Source organism: Butyricicoccus pullicaecorum (assembly GCF_002160355.1).
Taxonomy (GTDB): Bacteria; Bacillota; Clostridia; order Oscillospirales; family Butyricicoccaceae; genus Butyricicoccus; species Butyricicoccus pullicaecorum.
Window position 1 is genome coordinate 238,485 of sequence record NZ_NFKK01000004.1, and the last position, 19,486, is coordinate 257,970.

General features: G+C 58.0%; 12 protein-coding genes and 3 tRNA genes. All 15 read left to right on the forward strand.

The features are described 5' to 3' along the window. Positions 1 to 6 precede the first annotated feature (6 nt). The 15 genes from B5F17_RS05755 to addA all read left to right on the forward strand — a co-directional run bounded on the left by B5F17_RS05755 (position 7) and on the right by addA (position 18,998). On the forward strand, positions 7 to 888 hold the full coding sequence (locus B5F17_RS05755) for a DegV family protein (protein WP_087371730.1): 882 nt from the start codon (positions 7 to 9) through the stop codon (positions 886 to 888). 255 nt (positions 889 to 1,143) lie between these two features. After that, positions 1,144 to 2,334, forward strand: coding sequence for a phosphoglycerate kinase (locus B5F17_RS05760; protein WP_242968705.1), 1,191 nt, complete (start codon positions 1,144 to 1,146; stop codon positions 2,332 to 2,334). Between the two features lie 136 nt (positions 2,335 to 2,470). Further along, positions 2,471 to 3,241, forward strand: a complete 771-nt coding sequence (tpiA, locus tag B5F17_RS05765) for a triose-phosphate isomerase (protein WP_016148745.1) — start codon at positions 2,471 to 2,473, stop codon at positions 3,239 to 3,241. Positions 3,242 to 3,335: 94 nt separating this feature from the next. Continuing rightward, entirely contained in the window at positions 3,336 to 4,991 is a 1,656-nt protein-coding gene (gene gpmI, locus B5F17_RS05770; RefSeq protein ID WP_087371737.1) for a 2,3-bisphosphoglycerate-independent phosphoglycerate mutase, read from the forward strand. 68 nt (positions 4,992 to 5,059) lie between these two features. After that, positions 5,060 to 6,370, forward strand: coding sequence for a phosphopyruvate hydratase (gene eno, locus B5F17_RS05775; RefSeq protein WP_087371740.1), 1,311 nt, complete (start codon positions 5,060 to 5,062; stop codon positions 6,368 to 6,370). Between the two features lie 509 nt (positions 6,371 to 6,879). Further along, entirely contained in the window at positions 6,880 to 7,833 is a 954-nt protein-coding gene (locus B5F17_RS05780) for a polysaccharide deacetylase family protein (protein WP_162608093.1), read from the forward strand. Positions 7,834 to 8,102: 269 nt separating this feature from the next. Beyond that, entirely contained in the window at positions 8,103 to 9,386 is a 1,284-nt protein-coding gene (locus tag B5F17_RS05785; RefSeq protein ID WP_087371746.1) for an O-acetylhomoserine aminocarboxypropyltransferase/cysteine synthase family protein, read from the forward strand. Positions 9,387 to 9,410: 24 nt separating this feature from the next. Beyond that, positions 9,411 to 10,343, forward strand: a complete 933-nt coding sequence (gene cysK / locus B5F17_RS05790) for a cysteine synthase A (RefSeq protein ID WP_087371748.1) — start codon at positions 9,411 to 9,413, stop codon at positions 10,341 to 10,343. Positions 10,344 to 10,934: 591 nt separating this feature from the next. Continuing rightward, positions 10,935 to 11,096 carry a rubredoxin gene (rd, locus tag B5F17_RS05795; protein ID WP_016148739.1) on the forward strand — a complete coding sequence of 54 codons (162 nt, stop codon included), beginning with the start codon at positions 10,935 to 10,937 and terminating at the stop codon, positions 11,094 to 11,096. A gap of 296 nt (positions 11,097 to 11,392) precedes the next feature. Further along, a tRNA-Asp gene (locus tag B5F17_RS05800) sits at positions 11,393 to 11,469 on the forward strand. Positions 11,470 to 11,508: 39 nt separating this feature from the next. Further along, a tRNA-Phe gene (locus B5F17_RS05805) sits at positions 11,509 to 11,584 on the forward strand. Between the two features lie 19 nt (positions 11,585 to 11,603). Further along, complete coding sequence (locus tag B5F17_RS14645) at positions 11,604 to 11,828, forward strand: hypothetical protein (RefSeq protein WP_143287686.1); 225 nt, start codon at positions 11,604 to 11,606, stop codon at positions 11,826 to 11,828. Between the two features lie 108 nt (positions 11,829 to 11,936). Then, positions 11,937 to 12,012, forward strand: a tRNA-Gly gene (locus B5F17_RS05810). Between the two features lie 76 nt (positions 12,013 to 12,088). Next, positions 12,089 to 15,490, forward strand: coding sequence for a PD-(D/E)XK nuclease family protein (locus B5F17_RS05815; RefSeq protein ID WP_087371751.1), 3,402 nt, complete (start codon positions 12,089 to 12,091; stop codon positions 15,488 to 15,490). Next, complete coding sequence (gene addA, locus B5F17_RS05820) at positions 15,471 to 18,998, forward strand: helicase-exonuclease AddAB subunit AddA (protein ID WP_087371754.1); 3,528 nt, start codon at positions 15,471 to 15,473, stop codon at positions 18,996 to 18,998. The genes B5F17_RS05815 and addA overlap by 20 nt, the downstream gene beginning before the upstream one ends. The last annotated feature ends 488 nt before the right edge of the window (positions 18,999 to 19,486 follow it).

Genomic DNA, 19,486 nt, shown 5'->3' on the forward strand with positions numbered 1-19,486 from the left:
AATCCGATGGAAAAGATTTATATTTTCTGCGACTCGGCGGGCGACATTCCGCGTGAGGAAGTCGAGCGATATGGAATCGATATCGTACCCGAGCGCATTACACATGCCGGACACTCGTTCCGGGAATACTACGACATGACCCCGCAGCAGTACTGGGATCTGCTCGAATCGTCCGACGAGATCCCGACCACCGCGCAGGTCACGCCGGCGCTGGCGATGGAGTGCTATGAGCGTGCCCGTGCAGCCGGATGCACCCACGTTGTTGGTGTGATGATTAACGCGGCCGGTTCGGGCGGCTATCAGTCGTGCGGCATTGCGCGCGCGATGTTTTATGAAAAGTACGGCGAGGACATGCGCATTGAGCTGATCGATTCCGAGAGCTATACGTATATTTATGGCCGCGTGGTCGTGGACATGTGCCGTATGCGTGACGCAGGCGATGCATTTGACGATATTGTGCGCATTGCGCGTTCCCGTTTGGCACGCAGCGAGGCCATTTTGGGTGTATACACGCTCAAACACCTCAAAAAGTCCGGTCGTATCTCGGGCGGCGCGGCATTTATGGGTGAGGCACTGGGCCTCAAGCCGGTCAGTCTAGTGTGCGCGGGCAAGGTTGACGTCATCGACAAGGCACGCGGCGAAAAGAACCTGATTCCTAAGGTGCTGTCCCACGTGGCAAAGCGCGTCGTCCAGCCTGAAAAGCAGACCGCAATCCTGCTTTACGGCAAAATCGCGCCCGAAAAGCTCGACCAGATCGAGCGGGCGCTGCTGGAAGATCTGCACTTTGCAGCCGTCCATCGCACCCCGATTGGCATTTCGGTTACAACAAATACCGGCCCGCAGGCCTTCGCCGTAGCCTACCACGGCGAGCAGCGTCCGGTTTCGTAACTTCCAAAAAGCGGGTAATGTTGGGGAAATCCTTGCACGATTGAGGTAAATTTACGGTTCTGGCCGCGTCAGGGCGTGAAAATATTGAAAAAAACACAGATTTTTCAGATTTTCTATTGAAACCTGATAAAAAACCAAGTATAATTTTGTCTTAGTGGTGGGAACCTGGAAAAGGCGGTGCTTTTGGCCAGGAATCCCCGGTATTTTCCGTTCATCCGTCTATAATTTTCATCTGATATAAAGGAGATGCTATTTATGGATTACAACAAGAAGAGCGTAGAGGATATTGACGTTTCCGGCAAGAAGGTTATCGTTCGCTGCGATTTCAATGTCCCGCAGGACGAGACCGGCCGCATCACCGACGACAAGCGTATCGTCGCTGCACTGCCGACCATCAAGTATCTGCTCGAGCATAACGCTGCTGTTATTCTGTGCTCGCACCTGGGCCGCCCGAAGGGTGAGTTCAAGATGAAGTACTCTCTGGCACCGGTTGCAGAGCGCCTGTCCGAGCTGCTCGGCAAGGAAGTAAAGCTGGCGAAGGACGTCATTGGTGAGGACGCTAAGAAGCTGGCTTCCGAGCTCAAGTGCGGCGAGGCTATGCTGCTCGAGAACGTTCGTTTCCACAAGGAAGAGGAGAAGAACGATCCCGCTTTCGCGAAGGAACTGGCTTCCATGGCTGAGATCTACGTTAACGATGCATTCGGTACTGCACACCGTGCACATGCTTCCACCGCTGGTATTGCTGACTACCTGCCCGCAGTTTGCGGTTTCCTGATCAACAAGGAAATCTCCATCATGGGCAAGGCTCTGGCAAACCCGGTTCGTCCGTTCGTTGCAATTCTGGGCGGCGCAAAGGTTTCCGATAAGATCGGCGTTATCAACAACCTGATCGAGAAGTGCGACACCATCATCATCGGCGGCGGTATGTCCTACACCTTCATGAAGGCTATGGGCAAGGAGATCGGCACCTCCCTGTGCGAGGACGACAAGCTGGATCTGGCTAAGGATCTGATGGCAAAGGCTGAGGCAAAGGGCGTTAAGCTCCTGCTGCCCATCGACACCGTTTGCGCAGACCACTTCGCAGCAGACGCCACCCCGGTTGTCTACGAAGCAGGCGCTCTGCCGGCTGACATGATGGGTCTGGACATCGGCCCCAAGACCGTAGAGCTGTTCTCTGAGGCTGTTAAGGACGCTGGCACCGTTGTTTGGAACGGACCCATGGGCGTATTCGAGTTCGACGCATTCGCAGTCGGCACCAAGGCTATGGCGAAGGCAATCGCAGAGTCCAATGCTGTTTCCATCATCGGCGGCGGCGACTCGGCTGCAGCAGTTGAGAAGCTGGGCTTCGCAGACAAGATGAGCCACATCTCCACCGGCGGCGGCGCTTCCCTGGAGTTCCTCGAGGGTCTGGTTCTGCCGGGTATCGCTTGCCTGGAAGACAAGTAATTTCTTTTCGGTAATCCCGGGGCGGTGCTTTTCCGCCGCCCCGTGTTTTACATATAAATCCTAAGTTTAAATTGTAATCCATCCGCACACAAGCAAAAATTACCATCGTGCGGGTGTTGAAAGGGGTATTTGAACAATGAATCGCAGATATCGCAAGACGATCATCGCCGGTAACTGGAAGATGAACAAGACGCCGAGCGAGGCGAAGGCTCTGATCGAGGAGATGAAGCCGCTGCTGAGCAAGACCAAGTGGTGCGAGATGGTACTGTGCGTACCGTTCACCGACATCCAGGCTGCTGTTAAGGCTGCAAAGGGCTCCAAGATCGCAATCGGCGCTGAGAACATGCACTTCGAGAAGTCCGGCGCATTCACCGGTGAGATCTCGGCAGATATGCTCAAGGAGCTGGGCGTTAAGTACGTGATCGTCGGCCATTCCGAGCGCCGTCAGTACTTCAACGAGACCGACGAGAACTGCAACAAGAAGGTAAAGGCTGCAATCGAGAACGGTCTGCGCCCGATCCTGTGCGTTGGCGAGTCTCTGGCAGAGCGTGAGCAGGACGTTACCATGGAAGTCATCCGCAAGCAGGTCAAGATTGCCCTGCAGGGTGTTGCGGCTGAGGACATCAAGAAGGTCGTCATCGCTTACGAGCCCATCTGGGCAATCGGCACCGGCAAGACCGCTACCTCCGAGCAGGCTGGCGAGGTCTGCGCTAAGATCCGCGACTGCCTGCGTGAGCTGTACGGCGCACGCGCAGCTCGTGCAATTACCATCCAGTATGGCGGCTCTATGAACGCAAAGAATGCGGCAGAGCTGCTGGCACAGCCCGACGTTGACGGCGGCCTGATCGGCGGCGCGTCCCTGAAGTCTGCTGACTTCGCTGCCATCGTTGAAGCTGCAAATCAGTAATTTCTGCGTGCGGGTGTTTTCCCCGTGCACATTTGTGGAGGGGGACAACGGGCATCTGTTGTCCCTTTCTCACGGCGTGAAGGAGTAAAAAGAAATGGCAACCAAGAGAACAAGCAAGACGACCGCGGCGAAGAAGGCTGCACCGGTTGCTGCACCGGCTGCGACAACCGCGGCAAAAACGACCGCGAAGACCACCGCAAAGGCGGCAAAGACCAAGACGTTTAAGAAGCATCCGCTGGCACTCATCATCCTCGACGGCTTCGGCTATCGCAAGGAGACCGAGGGCAACGCCATCGCAATGGCAAAGAAGCCGGTGCTGGACGAGGTATTCTCCGCACATCCCCACACCCTGATCGGTGCGTCCGGCATGGATGTCGGTCTGCCCGACGGTCAGATGGGTAACTCGGAGGTTGGCCACACCAACATCGGCGCTGGCCGCATCGTCTATCAGGAACTGACCCGCATTACCAAGGCAATCCAGGACGGCACGTTCTTCGAGAACGAGGCATTCCTGCATGCTGTGGATCAGTGCAAGTGGTTTAATTCTACTCTGCATATCTTCGGCCTCATGTCGGACGGCGGCGTACACTCGCATATTGATCACATCTGCGCCCTGCTCGACCTGGCAAAGCGCAACGGCCTGACCAAGGTCTGCGTGCATTGCTTCATGGACGGCCGCGACACCGCACCGACCTCGGGTGCTGGCTATGTCCAGAAGGTGCAGGATAAGATGGGCGAGCTGGGCATCGGCTGCATCGCAACCGTATCCGGCCGTTACTACGCAATGGACCGTGACAAGCGCTGGGAGCGCCTCGAGCGCGCTTACGCTGCTATGGTTTACGGCCAGGGCGAATTCTGCCCGGATGCTGTCAAGGGCATTCAGGCATCCTATGACAAGGGCGTGACCGATGAGTTCATCGAGCCGTTCGTTGTCACCGAGGGCGCGACCATCCAGAAGGATGACGCAGTAATCTTTGCAAACTTCCGCCCCGACCGTGCTCGCGAGATCACCCGCGCACTGGTCGATCCGGCGTTCGACGGTTTTGCACGCGAGAACGGCAACCTGCCGATCAAGTTCGTATGCATGACCCAGTATGACGCGACCATGCCGGGCGTAGAGGTCGCATTCAAGCCCCAGTCGCTCGAGAACACCTTCGGCGAGTACATCGCAGAAAAGGGTCTGACCCAGCTGCGTATCGCTGAGACCGAGAAGTACGCACATGTTACGTTCTTCTTCAACGGCGGTGTTGAGCGCGAGTACAAGAACGAAGAGCGTGCACTCATCAAGTCTCCCTCTGTCGCAACCTACGATCTCAAGCCTGAGATGTCTGCGTTCGAGGTAACCGATGAGGTTGTAAAGCGCATCGAGTCGGACAAGTACGATGTCATCATCCTCAACTTCGCAAACTGCGATATGGTTGGTCACACCGGCGTAATTCCGGCAGCAGTCAAGGCTGTTGAGGCAGTGGATACCTGTGTTGGCCGCGTTCTGGAAGCCCTCAAGGCTCACGGCGGCTGCGCACTGATCACCGCTGACCACGGCAACGCTGACCAGATGCTCGAGGCAGACGGCAAGTCTCCGTTTACCGCACACTCCACCAACCCGGTTCCGCTGGCTCTGGTTGGCCGCGAAGACGTCAAGGCTCTGGCTGAGGGCGGCGTTCTGGCTGACCTGGCTCCGACCATGCTCGACCTGCTCGGTCTTGCACAGCCGGACGAGATGACCGGTCACTCGCTCCTCGTTAAGTAAGGGCATTTTTAACTAGCTTTTCTTTATCCACCATATATATCAAATCTAGAAAAGGAGATGTACGAATTATGAAGGGTTACATCGAAATTATGGACGTAGTAGGCCGCGAGATCCTGGACTCGCGCGGCAACCCCACCGTTGAGGTTGAGGTTTACGTTGAGGCTGATACCGGCGCATTTATGGGCCGTGCAGCTGTTCCGTCCGGCGCATCCACCGGTATCTTCGAGGCTTGCGAGCTGCGTGATGGCGACAAGGATCGCTACATGGGCAAGGGCGTTCTGAAGGCTGTTGACGCTGTTAACGGCGAGATCGCTGAGGAGATCATCGGCATGAACGCTCTGGATCAGCAGGCGATCGACAAGGCTATGATCGATCTGGACGGCACCCCCAACAAGACCCGTCTGGGCGCTAACGCTATCCTGGGCGTATCTCTGGCAGTTGCAAAGGCTGCAGCTGAGGCTCTGGGCCTGCCGCTGTACAACTACATCGGCGGCTGCAATGCTAAGGCTCTGCCCGTTCCGATGATGAACATCCTCAACGGCGGCGCTCATGCAACCAACAACGTTGAGATTCAGGAATTCATGATCATGCCTGTTTCCGCTCCTTCCTTCCGCGAGGCTCTGCGCCGCTGCGCTGAGGTCTTCCACACCCTGAAGAAGACCCTGAAGGAGAACGGCACCCCGGCTGCTGGTGTTGGCGACGAGGGTGGCTACGCTCCGAACCTGAAGAAGGACGAGGACGCTCTGAAGGTTATCGTTCAGGCGATCGAAGAAGCTGGCTACAAGCCGGGCGAGGACTTCATGATCGCGATCGACGCTGCTTCCTCCGAGTGGTGGAACGACGAAGAGAAGTGCTACATCCAGCCGAAGTCTGGTAAGAAGATGACTCAGCAGCAGCTGGTTAAGATGTGGAAGACCTTCGTTGACAAGTACCCGATCATCTCCCTCGAGGACGGCATGGCTGAAGAGGATTGGGAAGGCTGGGCAATGCTGACCAAGGCTCTGGGCGACAAGATCCAGCTGGTTGGCGACGACCTGTTCGTAACCAACACCACCCGCCTGAAGAAGGGCATCGATCTGGGTGTTGCTAACTCCATCCTGATCAAGGTTAACCAGATCGGTTCTCTGACCGAGACCCTGGACGCTATCCAGATGGCTAACCGTGCTGGCTACACCGCTGTTGTATCTCACCGTTCCGGCGAGACCGACGACACCACCATCGCTGACATCGCTGTTGCACTGAACGCTGGTCAGATCAAGACCGGTGCTCCGTCTCGTACCGACCGCGTTGCGAAGTACAATCAGCTGCTCCGCATCGAGGAAGAGCTGGGCGATATCGCAACCTATCCGGGCCGCGCTGCTTGGTTCAACCTGAAGTAAGTTAAAAGACTTAAGGTTTTTGAGACCGCTCCCTTGATTGGGAGCGGTCTTTTTTTGGAAAACCACCGCACCAAATATTGAAGTTTGGATCAAACCTTTTCAAAGGTTTGCGGGTTCTCAGGGCAGAGCCCTGAGTCGGACTCCGCAGAGTCCGAAATACTCCTTTGATTCCGGTCTTTTGACCGGAATCAACTAAAAAAGAATAAAAAGCGCCGCCCGCAGGCGGCAAGATACTCTTGCGGCTGAAAGCCGCTCATGAAAACCGTTCCATTGGGAACGGTTTTCTTTTTTGTATATTTAGGTTGATTTTCCCTCGCGGGAGATCGGGAAAATCAAAAGGGGAGTTCCGCCCGTTGCGACGGGCGGCTCAGGGCTCTGCCCTGAGAACCCGCGGCCTTTTGAAAAAGGCCGGCGAAAACTTCAATCAGGGCTGCGGTGCTGATTGCTACTTGGAATCTACTCTTTTCTGTTGTATAATAAGTTAGAAAATGCATCACAGGAGGAAACTTATGCTGCGTCGCAGAAGATATTCCGGTTATTCCTCGCGCTATCGCCGTCGACGGGTGAGTGTCAGCGCGGTTTTTCGTTTTATTCTCATCGTTCTGCTCATCGGTGTGATTGGCTACTGTGCGGTCACGGTTTACCGTGCCTTCCGTTCGAGTGCCTACATTGCCGAGCTGGAAAGCCAGAACAAGACCTTACAGGCAACGGTTGACCGCTATCAGGCGGCGCTGCCTGACCCGTCCATTGCCGACAGCATTGAGCCTATGGACTACCAGACGCTCTATCCCGAGATGAAGGTCGATCCCAAGCCGACCCCAGCGGCTGCACCGGAAAATACGGTCTATCTGACCTTTGACGGCGGCCCGTCGCAGAACACGGTTACCATCCTTGACGCCCTGAAAAATGCCGGACAGAAGGCGACCTTCTTTGTCGTGGGCAAGAACATTGCGGGAAATGAGGCGATTGTCAAGCGCATTGTAGATGAAGGCCATACAATCGGCATTCGCAGCTATTCCAACGATTACAACGCCATTTACGCCTCTCCCGAGGCCTTTCTGGAGGACTTCCACCAGGCTTATCAGGCGGTTTACGACGCTTGCGGCGTTTATCCGGCCGTATTCCGTTTCCCGGGCGGCTCGGTCAGCCCGTACAATCAGGCAAATTACGAGCAGCTGATCGCAGAAATGCTGCGCCGCGGCTTTATCTACTATGACTGGAGCGTCTCGGCAGGGGATGACACCAGCGCTTCGCGCACGATCACCCAGATTACGCAGGCGGTTCTGAACGGTCTGAGCAAAAAGTCGTCCTCGACGCCCGTCGTCCTGCTGCACGACGGTGCCAACAAGACCAGCACGGCGACGGCGTGTGCAAATCTGCTCAGCGAACTGAGCCGCGCAGGCTACACCTGCGACCGTCTGACCGGTTCGGTGCGTCCCGTGACCTTCGCATACAACCGGTAAAAGGTTATAATTTGACACAAAAGCAAAAAGATGCGGAATTCCCGCATCTTTTTTTATCAGACCGGTCATTGACAGAAAGACTTTTGCGTGCTACAATACAAAACCAAAGAAGCCAACAGAACCCCCGATTTTGAGGAGGCTCGCGCATGCAATTTATTTTCCCGCTTCTCCTGCGCGCCGGCTGGCGCTGTGGACGAATGTGAGCGCTGGAAGAACCAGCCATCCGTTCGTTTATCCACCTACAGCCGACCAAAAAAGGAGAAAATACAATGAAATCCAATCAGACTTACCGTTTTGAGACCCTGCAGCTGCACGCCGGACAGGAAACGCCCGACCCGAGCACGGGAGCACGCGCCGTACCGATCTACCAGACCGCGGCCTACGTGTTCGACTCGTTCGACCAGGCGGTTGATCGCTTTGCACTCAAAGATGCAGGCAATATCTATTCTCGTTTGACCAATCCGACGGTCTCGGCGCTGGAAGCACGCATTGCAGCTCTGGAGGGCGGCACGGCCGCGCTGGCGCTGGCCTCGGGCGCAGCCGCAATCACCTACGCGCTGCAAAATCTGGCGCAGAACGGCGGCCACATCGTCGCGCAGCGCACGATCTACGGTGGGTCTTACAACTTACTCGCGCACACGCTGCCGCAGTTCGGCGTGACGGCTACCTTTGTCGACCCGCTGACCGAGTCGTTTGAGGACGCCATTCAGGACAACACCAAGGCGATTTTCGTCGAGACGCTGGGCAATCCCAACAGCGACGTGACCGACATCCGCGCAGTTGCCGACATTGCACACCGTCACGGCATTCCGCTCGTAGTCGACAACACCTTCGGCACACCTTATCTGATTCGTCCCATCGAGCACGGCGCGGACATCGTCGTCCACTCGGCCACCAAGTTCCTTGGCGGTCACGGTACCTCGCTCGGCGGCGTGATCGTCGAGGGCGGCAAGTTCGACTGGCGTGCTTCGGGCAAGTTCCCGCTGCTGGCCGACCCCGACCCGAGCTATCACGGTCTGTCGTTTGCCGATGCGTGCGGCGCGGCTGCTTTCTGCACCCGCATTCGTGCCGTTCTGCTGCGCGACACCGGCGCTGTCCTGTCGCCCTTCGACGCATTCCTGCTCCTGCAGGGGCTGGAAACCCTGTCGCTGCGCGTCGAGCGCCATGTACAGAACGCGCTGCGCGTCGTCGAATTCCTGAACAATCACCCGGCAATCGCGCGCGTCAACCATCCCTCGCTCCCGGACAGCCCCACCCACGCGCTTTATCAGCAATATTTCCCGCAGGGCGGCGGCTCGATCTTCACCGCCGAGCTCAAGGGCGGCAGGGAAGCGGCCAAGCAGTTTATCGATCATTTGGAAGTGTTCTCGCTGCTGGCAAACGTCGCAGATGCCAAGTCGCTGGTCATCCACCCGGCATCGACCACCCATGCGCAGCTCAATGACGAGGAACTCGCCGCCGCCGGTATCACACAGGGCACGGTGCGCCTGTCCATCGGCATCGAGCACATCGACGACATTCTGGAAGATTTGAACCAGGCACTGAACGCCTGAATTTTTGAAGGAGGTCTCACCGTTATGGCAAAGATTTTTGATCGTGTCACCGATCTCATCGGCGGCACGCCGCTGGTCGCATTCGACCGCATCGCACAGGCACACGGCGCAAAAGCGCGTATTTTGGCTAAGCTCGAGTGCATGAACCCGGCTGGTTCGGCCAAAGACCGCGCGGCGCTGTCCATGATTGAGGACGCAGAGCGCTCGGGCAAGCTCAAACCCGGCGCGACCATCATTGAGCCGACTTCGGGTAATACCGGCATCGGCCTGGCATCGGTCGCTGCTCCCCGTGGCTATCACGTCATTCTGGTCATGCCTGAGACCATGTCCCTCGAGCGCCGCCGCCTGATCGCGGCTTACGGCGCAGAAATCGTCCTGACTCCGGGCAAACTGGGCATGCAGGGCGCAGTCGACAAAGCCAATGAATTGAATCGTGAAATCCCCAGCAGCATCATCGCCGGTCAGTTCGTCAATCCCGCAAATCCCGCCGCACATTATAAGTCCACCGGCCCGGAAATCTGGCGCGATACCGACGGTAACGTCGATGTTTTCGTCGCTGGCATCGGCACGGGCGGTACGATCACCGGCGTTGGCCGCTACCTCAAGGAACAGAACCCGGGCGTGCAGGTCGTCGCAGTTGAACCCGCTGACTCGCCCCTGCTGTCGACCGGTAAGGCCGGCCCGCACGGTATTCAGGGCATCGGCGCTAACTTCGTCCCGGAAGCACTCGACTGCACGGTCTACGATCAGGTTAAGACCGTCCAGACCGCTGACGCAAACGCCATCGCACGCGAAATTGCCCGCACTGAGGGTATTCTGGTCGGTATTTCCTCCGGCGCAGCCGTCAGCGCTGCACTGGAACTGGCAAAACAGCCGGAATTTGAGGGCAAAACCATCGTGGTTATGCTGCCTGATACCGGTGAACGCTATCTGAGCACCGGCATCTTCGACGATTAAAGGGAATTCCCGCCCCGTGGGCGAACTGAAGCTTTCGCTCAAGCCTTTCTCGAAAGGCTTGCGGGTTCTCAGGGCAGAGCCCTGAGTCGGACTCCGCAGAGTCCGAAATACTCCTTTTGATTTTCCCGACCTCCCGCGAGGGAAAATCAACTAAAAAATAATCAAAAGCGCGTCCGTAGCCCGTAGGCCACTATCCTTATTCCCGCGCTGTGCGCGGATATGACGAGTGTACGCGCAATACTCCCGCGCGTCAAACGCGCTCATCAAAACCGTTCCTTCGGGGACGGTTTTGTTTTTCCCTCATCCCATCCACCTCCCAAAAACCCATAAAATCCTGTGTATAAAGTGACAAAAAGAGGCGGTTTTGTTAGGAATCTCTATCAATTAGACAATATAACCAAAAAATAACGCGCAAATATTACTAAGACGGTATACATTTTTGCGCAAAAAAAGCTTGCAAAATCGGCACACTCGGTGTATAGTAAAGGTACAGAAAGGGAACACTGAAAACTGAAAAATACAGTTTATAACCTTTCTTATTCCGTGTAAATACATTTCAAAAATAGAAAAACTTTAAAGGAGAACAATGAGATGAAGAAGTACGTATGTGATATCTGCGGTTATATTTACGACGAAGCTACCGGCGATCCGGACAACGGCATCGCAGCAGGCACCAAGTGGGAAGCTCTGCCGGACGACTTTGTTTGCCCGCTCTGCGGCGTAGGCAAGGACTCCTTCTCCGAGCAGGCCTAACATAAAAACCTCTCTTTTCTAACCTCCCAAATGAAATCTTTTCCCAAATCTCAATCTTTTTGAAATCCCCCTTTTTGAATCTCTTTTTGATCCCCCTTTTATCTTATCCCTGAACGCAAAGAGGACGCTGCCCGGCGTCCTCTTTGTGCGTCCGTAAAGACCAAAAGATAGGAAAGATACGCAAACGCATTATAGTTTACGCGTCAACCACCAGAAGCCCCCAAAAGACGAAAACAAAAAATTTGAAAAAAGTTGTTGACACGGGCGGAAAATTCGCTTATAATAAACAAGCACTTGGCCCGGTAGCTCAGTTGGTTAGAGCGCTAGCCTGTCACGCTAGAGGTCGTGGGTTCGAGCCCCATCCGGGTCGCCAACTTTTTCTCTCAGAGAAAAAGGGAAGAAAAGTTTAGATGCCTCTGTAGCTCAGTCGGTAGAGCAGGGGACTGAAAATCCCCGTGTCGGTGGTTCGATTCCGCCCGGAGGCACCATTTTTCTCAAAGCATTCCTTTGGAATGGGTTGAGAAAAATCAGAGCTCTTTCGAGCAAGGAATCGAAAGGCGGCTCTTGGAAATTGTCCGGTGGACAATTTCAACCGCCGTGGCTTTTCCCGCAGGAAAAGCGATTCCGCCCGGAGGCACCACTTACTTTCTTTTGAAAAAGAAAGTAAGCAAAGAAAACTTCAGTGAAAGCGACTGCGTTGCTTTTTCAAAGTGCACCGTGTTTCCAGTCTGACTGCATGAGAAAACATGCAAAGGGAGCTTCGGCAAACGCGATTCCGCCCGGAGCAAAGAACTTCAGTAAACGGTAAGTAAACCGGTTTACTAAACCAAAATTTGATATGCGGATGTAGCTCATCTGGTAGAGCGCCACCTTGCCAAGGTGGAGGTAGCGAGTTCGAGCCTCGTCATCCGCTCCAAAACCAAGACCACTCGGCAGAGTGGTCTTTTTCGTTTTATCCCGCGTCAAAACGCGAAAGGAGGCTGTTTTTTGCCATGCGCATCGTCATTGGCCGCTCTCGCAGCGGTAAAACCGCTTTTTTGGTGAACGAAATCGCCCAGCAGGCCGAAAAACGGGAGGGAAGGCAGTATCTGATCGTCCCGGAACTGTTCTCGCACGCCTACGAGCGCCGACTGGCTGCCGCAACCGGCGGTCACGCTGCCCGCACCGCCGAAGTTCTGTCCTTTACCCGCCTGTCCGGTCGTATCTTCGCCGAGGTCGGCGGTCTGGCACAGACCACGCTGACCGCGGCAGGCCGTCTGCTGACCCTGCACGAGGCCGCACGCCGGGTGCAGACCAGCATGGAGGTTTACCCCGGTCTGACCGACCGCCCTGAGCTGCTGCGCGAAATGCTGGGCGTGATCGACGAGCTCAAGACCTGCGCCCAGCCGCCCGAGGCCATTTTCCGTGCGGCGCAGGAGATGCGCGCCGAGGGCGACGATCTGCTCGCGCGCAAGCTGACCGACCTGGGTGCGCTGTACACGGCGTACGACCGCCTGTGCGACGAGACCGTGCCCGATCCGCGTGATCTGCTCGGACGACTGGCCGATGCGCTGCCGCAGAGCACGGTGCTGGACGGCGCCGCCATCTATATTGACTCCTTCGCCTCGTTCACGCCGCAGGAACTGCGCGTCATCGACCGCTTTCTGGAGAAAAAGCTGCCGCTGACCGTGGCGATTGCTGCCGACCGCAGAGAACCCGACGTGTTTGTCTCGGGCTGCAAGACGGTCACGCTGCTGTCCCGCATGGCGGCACGGCATGGACAAAAAGCCGAGGTCATCGACCTGGGCGCGGCTGCGCCCCGTCCGCACGATCTGGCCGTGCTCGAGCGCGTGGGCTTGCAGGCCGCGGCAGCGCCCGAACCGGCTGACGGCCAAAGCGTGCACCTTGTGTGCGCGTCCACGCCCTTCGAGGAGTGCACCCACGCCGCCGCGCTCATTCGCCGCATGGTGCGTGAGACCGGTGCGCACTGGCGCGACTTCGCGGTCGCGGCGCGCGACGGCGACAGCTACGCGGCAGCGCTCGAAATGGCAATGGCGCGCTACGACGTGCCCATCTTCCTGAGCGAAAAGGCCGATCTGCTGCAAAAACCACCGCTTGCGCTGGTCACCGGTGCGCTGGAAGCCGCAGCAAATGGTCTCAGATACGAGGATGTGTTCGGCTGTCTCAAAACCGGTTTGTGCGCGGCCGACCCGGACGAGATCGACCAGCTGGAAAACTATGTCCTGACCTGGCGCGTCCGCGGCGGCGGATGGAATAAGCCGTGGAAGAACCACCCGGACGGCTACGGTCTTGCGCTGGACGAGGATGCCAAAGCTCGTCTGGACACGCTCAACGAACTGCGTGAGCGTATCATTTCGCCTTTCGTCACCCTGCAAGCAGCGCTTAAGCATGCTCAGACCGCCGGGGACTGCGTGCGTGCGCTGTATGCCTTCCTCGAAGCCGAGGACACTGCCGGACGTATGACCGATCGTGCGCAGGCGCATGAAGCGGCAGGCCGCTTGCAGCTGGCCGACGAGTACCGTCAGCTGTGGGAAATTCTGGTCGGTGCGATGGAACAGACCGTGTGGGTGTGCGGCGACGCGCCCATGACCGCGGCACGCTTTTCGACCTTATTCCACCTTGTCCTGTCCGAGTACGACGTGGGTGCGATTCCGGTCTCGCTCGACCGCGTGACCTGTGGCGCCATCGACCGCGTGTGCAGCGGACAGGTCAAGTATTTGATCGTACTGGGCTGCAACGATGGTGTGCTGCCCAAGGCACCCGGCCCGTCGGCTGTGCTCACCGAGACCGACCGTCTGGCGCTGGACGGCATCGGCATGACGCTGTCGGCCTTCGGTGCCGAGCGCATGCTCATGGAGCAGGAGACCATCTATAAAGCCATCGCCTGCCCGACCGAGCAGCTTATCCTGTCCTATCACGCCGCCGCAGCTGACGGCAGTCCGTGCCGTCCGTCTTATCTGATCGGCGCATTCCGCGCCCGACTGGACGGTCTGACCATCCAGACCGCCGACCCGGACACCGACGCGCTGGAAGCACCGCGCCCGACGGCCGAGCTTGCGTGCGCTGCCCTCGGAGACGACCGCTCCCCGGCAGCCTGCGCCGCGCTCAATCACTGCGCAGATACCGAACTTGTCCGCCGTGCGCACCGCTGGTCACCCGCACGCGGCCCGCTGCACGATCGGGAGGTCATCGAGGGACTGTACGGCAAGCGCCTCAACCTGACCGCCTCGCGTGTGGACAAGTTCTATTCCTGCCGCTTCGCCTTCTTTATGCAGTACGGACTCAAGGCCAAGCAGCGCAAACGCGCGGACTTTGCCGCGCCTGAGGCTGGTACGTTCATCCATTTCGTGCTCGAGACCGTCTTGCAGCAGCTGGCAAACGAGCCGGGCGGCGTGATGGCAGCCGAGCCGCGCACGATCAAAAAACTGCTCCGCGCTGCCGTGCAGACCTATATCGATGAAACCCTCGGCGGCCTTGCCGACAAAACCGCACGCTTTCAGGTGCTCTTCCGCAGACTGGTCAAGAGCGTCGAGACCATCTTAAACAACGTCCTCGACGAACTCCGCGCATCCGACTTCGTCCCCATCGACTACGAGCTGGACTTTTCGCGCGGCGGCGACCTGCCGCCGGTCACTGTGCAGGACGATGACGTGACCGTGTCGCTGTCGGGCAAGGTCGACCGCGTGGACGGCTACATTCAAAATGGCCGTCTATACCTGCGCGTCATGGACTACAAGAGCGGCAAAAAGTCGTTCTCACTGTCCGACGTGTGGAACGGCCTGAACATGCAGCTCATTATCTATTTATATGCCCTGCAAACCGAGGGTTTGGAGCGCTACCGCGCCAAGCTAACCGGCGAGCTCAACGAAATCCGCCCGGCGGGTGTGCTGTACGTGCCCGTGCGTGATACCATTCCGGACGGCGAGCGTGCACAGGACGACGAGACCCTGCACGCCCTGCGCGAGCGCGCGCTGCGGCGGTCGGGTCTGCTGTCTGACGACATCGACATTCTGGAAGCCATGGAAAAGGGACTGACCGGGGAGGGCAAATTCCTGCCGGTCAAGCTCAAAGTGGCCAAGCCGACCAAGAAAAACCCCGAACCCACGCCCGAGCTCGCGGCGGTGTCATCGGTGGCTGATCTGGAGAAATTCGGACGGCTGGCGCGATACACACAGACCAAACTCTTAGAAATGGGTCGGGAACTGCTCGCAGGCGACGTGAGCGCCGACCCGTGCGTGCAGGGCAACCTGCCGCAGTGTCAATTCTGCGACTACCGCGCCGCCTGCCGGTTTGACGAGAGCGCGGGCGACCAGTACCGACCGCTTAAAAAGTTCAAGGACAGCGAAGTTTGGGACAAGCTGGAGGGAAAAGACCATGACCAAGTGGACAAATGACCAGTTGACCGCCATCACGGCGCGGGGCAGTGACCTGCTGGTGTCGGCGGCAGCCGGTTCGGGCAAGACCGCCGTGCTGGTCGAGCGCGTCATCCGCCGTCTGACCGACCCGCAGGACCCGGTGGATATCGACCGCTTTCTGCTCGTGACCTACACCAACGCGGCAGCGTCCGAGATGCGCGGTAAGCTGGCCGACGCGATCGCCGCCCGTCTGGCCGATGACCCGGACAACGCGCGTCTGCGCCGTCAGCTGCTGCTCGTGCACAAGGCGCGTATCACCACCGTGCACGCATTCTGTCTGACACTGGTACGCGAGCAGGCTGCCGCACTCGATCTGCCGCCCGATTTCCGTCTGGCGGACGAGAGCGAGCGGGGCATGCTGCGCGACGAGGTGCTGGAAGACGTGCTCGAAGCCAAATATGCACAGGACGATCTGGGCTTTGCCGCGCTGTGCGACCTGCTGACCAGCGGACAGGACGACCGGCCGCTGGCGGCTGCTGTGCTGGACACCTTTGAAAAGACCCGCGCGCACGCCGACCCGGAGGGCTTTCTGGAGGAAGTGCGCAAGAGCCTGATGGACGGCGGCAGTCCGGCGGACACTGCGCACGGTCAGTTATTGCTCGATCAGGCGCGCATGGCGGCACAGTACGGACTGGCCTTTCTGCATCACGCACTCGAGCTCTTGCACGAGGACGAAGCCCTCAAGGCGGCTTACGCCCCGGCCATCACGTCGGATGTTAAGCAGGCCGAAGCACTCCTTGCCGCCATCGACGCAAACGACTGGGACAAGGCGGTAGAACTCGCACAGGACTTGCACTTTGACCGTCTGGGCACCATCCGCGGCTATGAGGACAAGGACTTTCAGGAGGAGATCAAGGGACTGCGTGAGGAGTGGAAGACGGTCGCGGGTGAGATCAAGGGCAAGCTGCTGTGCGTGACCACCGAGCAGGCTGCCTACGACCGCGCACTGGTGCGCCCGGCACTCGATGCCCTTATCGATACGGTCGAACAGTTCGCCGAGGCTTTTGCCGCCGAAAAACGTCGCCGCAGTCTGGCCGACTTTAACGACCTCGAGCACTTTGCCGTGCGCCTGCTGTACGAGAACGGCAAACCGTCCATGCTGGCCGACCGTCTGGCCGCGTCTTTCTGCGAGATTCTGGTCGACGAGTATCAGGACACCAACGGCGTGCAGGATGCCATCTTTTCGGCCATCGCACGCGATAACCTCTTTATGGTCGGCGATGTCAAGCAGTCGATCTACGGTTTCCGTCTGGCCGACCCCTATATTTTCCTCGATAAATACCAGTCGTTCACCGACGAACCCGCCGAGGGACAGGGCAGACGTGTCGTTCTGTCCAAGAACTTCCGCTCGCGTGCGCAGGTACTCGATACAGTCAACTATATTTTCCGCGCGGTCATGAGCGAGCGGGTGGGCGATCTGGACTACACCGACCGCGAAGCGCTGTATGTCGGCGCGGACTATCCCGAGCAGGCGCCGGGCACCGACGACACCGAGGTCTGGCTGCTGGACACGGCGGACGACGAGAGCGGGGAGGATAAGGCGCTGCTCGAAGCGCGCATGGCGGCCTGCCGCATTCGTGAGCTGATCGACAGCGGTTTTCCGGTCACCGACCGGGGCAGCGACAGCGCAAGACCGCTCCGCGCCTCCGACGTGGTCATCCTCATGCGCTCGCCCAAGGCACGCGCGGCGACCTACCGCGCAGCGCTGGCCGAATACGGCCTCGCGGCACAGACCGAGGAGAGCGCAGGACTCATGCAGACCACCGAAGTCGGCACCATCGTGTCGCTGTTGTCGGTCATCGACAACCCCAGACAGGATGTGCAGCTCATCGGTGTGATGCGCTCGCCGCTCTACGACTTTTCCGAGGATGAGCTGGCCGAAATCCGACTGCTGGGTCGCAAAATCAGCTTTTACGAGGCCGCACGCCTGAGCGAGTCGCCCAAGGTACAGACTTTCCTGCGCGAGCTGGACGAACTGCGCGCGCTGTCCTGCGATTTGCCGGTCTACCAGCTGCTCTGGCGCATCTACGACCAGACCGGTGCGCTCGGCCTGTTCGGTGCGATGCCGGGCGGTGCGCAGCGTCAGCGCAATCTGCTGTCCTTCTTCGAGCGGGCACGCGGATTTGAGCAGTCGGGCACACGCGGCCTGTTCCGCTTTGTGCGTCTGCTGCGCTCGATGGAGGAAAACGGGGATGATTTCGAGACCGTTCGCGCCGAGGGCGGCGAGGGCGCGGTGCGCATCATGTCCATCCATAAGTCCAAGGGGCTGGAATTCCCGGTCGTTGTGCTCGCGGACACTGCCAAGCGCTTCAACGAGCGCGACCTGACCGCGCCCGTGCTCGTGCATCCGTCGCTGGGCTTCGGCGCGAAGTGCCGCGATCTGACGCGCGGCGTGCGCTATGATACCTTGGAGCGGCAGGCGGTCACGGCCAGAATGCGGCAGCAGGCGGTGAGCGAGGAACTGCGCGTCTTATATGTTGCGCTGACGCGCCCCAAAGAAAAACTCATCATTACCTGCGCGTCGGCACAGTTTGCCACCCAGCTCGACCGATTGGCACGCTTTGCTGCGCTGGACAGCCTGCCGCCCTACGCGATGGGCAGCGTACACACACCGATGTCCTGGATTTTGGCGCCGCTGCTGCGCCATCCCAAGGCGGGCGCGGTGCGCGGCGTGACCGGACGCATTGTAGAGATGGACGGCAAAGCGCCGGATGAGATCGCTTTCTATTATAAGAAGCCGGGCGAGCTGACTGGCTGGCAGTCGCAGACCGCCGAACCGGTGGCCTTTGCCGATCTGCCTGCCGTGCCGCCTGCGCTCAATTATCCCGATGCAGCACTGGCCGATATCCCGGCCAAGCTGACCGCGACCGGACGCAAGACCGATTATAAGTCGGTCGAAGCTGCCGAGGACACCCGACCGGTTCGGCCGGCACCGGCGCTGCGCAGACCGGACTTTGAGCAGCAGGTACGCGGTCTGACCCCGGCCGAGCGCGGCACGGCGCATCATCTGTTTATGCAGTTCTGCGATTTTGACGTGTGCGCCGACGGACGGGTGCGGGAGGAGATCGCACGCCTGCGCGAGCGGGCGATTCTGTCACCCGAGCAGGCCGACGCGGTCGAACCCGAGCGCATCGAGGCATTTTTCCAGTCTGATCTTTATCAGAAGCATATGCAGATGGGCGAGCTGCGGCGCGAGTTTAAGTTTTCGGTCACCGTTCCGGCGGCGGACTATTACCCGGAAGCCGCGGGGACGGAGGAGGAAGTGCTGCTGCAAGGTGTCGTGGACTGCATGACCGAGACGGCGGACGGCTTCCTGATCGTGGACTTCAAGACCGACCGCGTGACCAAAAAGGGAGCGCTCGAGCGCGCCGAGCAGTATCGGCCCCAGCTGGATGCGTACCAGACCGCGGTCGAGAAGATTTTCGACAAGCCGGTTTTAGGCCGTGCGCTGTATTTCTTTACCAGCCATAGCACCGTGTATATTTGATGGAAAACCGGGCAGACTGTCTCATGGACGGCCTGCCCGAAATTTTTCGGAAAATCACGAGAAAACCGTTGACTTTGGGAAAAGCTGGTGGTATTATATTTAAGCTGTCTGTTTGAGGACGGCATGCCACGAAGAAAATCTGATAAGTTACAAAGTTTTTTTGAATAAGATTCAAAAAAATGAAAAAACTTATTGACAGAGGCTCTTCGCTGTGGTACTATAAATAAGCTGACCACACGGGCAGCGAAACCGGACGAAAAGTTTGGAAAAGTTCAGATTTAGCGATTCGGAGCACGAAAAACTTCGAAAAAAGTTAAAAAAGAGCTTGACAAACAGAAATGAGTCTGGTAAAATAAATAAGCACTCTTACAAGAGAGCTGCTTAAAAAACTTTAGCGGTTGGTACCTTGGTCAATTTCCTGATGAAATTGACACGCGGTACAAAAAATCGCTGAAGGCAAAGATTTTTTGTACCTTGTAAATTAAACA

Coding starts and splice junctions, on each gene's coding strand:
- B5F17_RS05755 (WP_087371730.1), top strand. CDS start 7: ATGGAAAAGATTTATATTTTCTGCGACTCGGCGGGCGACATTCCGCGT.
- B5F17_RS05760 (WP_242968705.1), top strand. CDS start 1,144: ATGGATTACAACAAGAAGAGCGTAGAGGATATTGACGTTTCCGGCAAG.
- tpiA (WP_016148745.1), top strand. CDS start 2,471: ATGAATCGCAGATATCGCAAGACGATCATCGCCGGTAACTGGAAGATG.
- gpmI (WP_087371737.1), top strand. CDS start 3,336: ATGGCAACCAAGAGAACAAGCAAGACGACCGCGGCGAAGAAGGCTGCA.
- eno (WP_087371740.1), top strand. CDS start 5,060: ATGAAGGGTTACATCGAAATTATGGACGTAGTAGGCCGCGAGATCCTG.
- B5F17_RS05780 (WP_162608093.1), top strand. CDS start 6,880: ATGCTGCGTCGCAGAAGATATTCCGGTTATTCCTCGCGCTATCGCCGT.
- B5F17_RS05785 (WP_087371746.1), top strand. CDS start 8,103: ATGAAATCCAATCAGACTTACCGTTTTGAGACCCTGCAGCTGCACGCC.
- cysK (WP_087371748.1), top strand. CDS start 9,411: ATGGCAAAGATTTTTGATCGTGTCACCGATCTCATCGGCGGCACGCCG.
- rd (WP_016148739.1), top strand. CDS start 10,935: ATGAAGAAGTACGTATGTGATATCTGCGGTTATATTTACGACGAAGCT.
- B5F17_RS05815 (WP_087371751.1), top strand. CDS start 12,089: ATGCGCATCGTCATTGGCCGCTCTCGCAGCGGTAAAACCGCTTTTTTG.
- addA (WP_087371754.1), top strand. CDS start 15,471: ATGACCAAGTGGACAAATGACCAGTTGACCGCCATCACGGCGCGGGGC.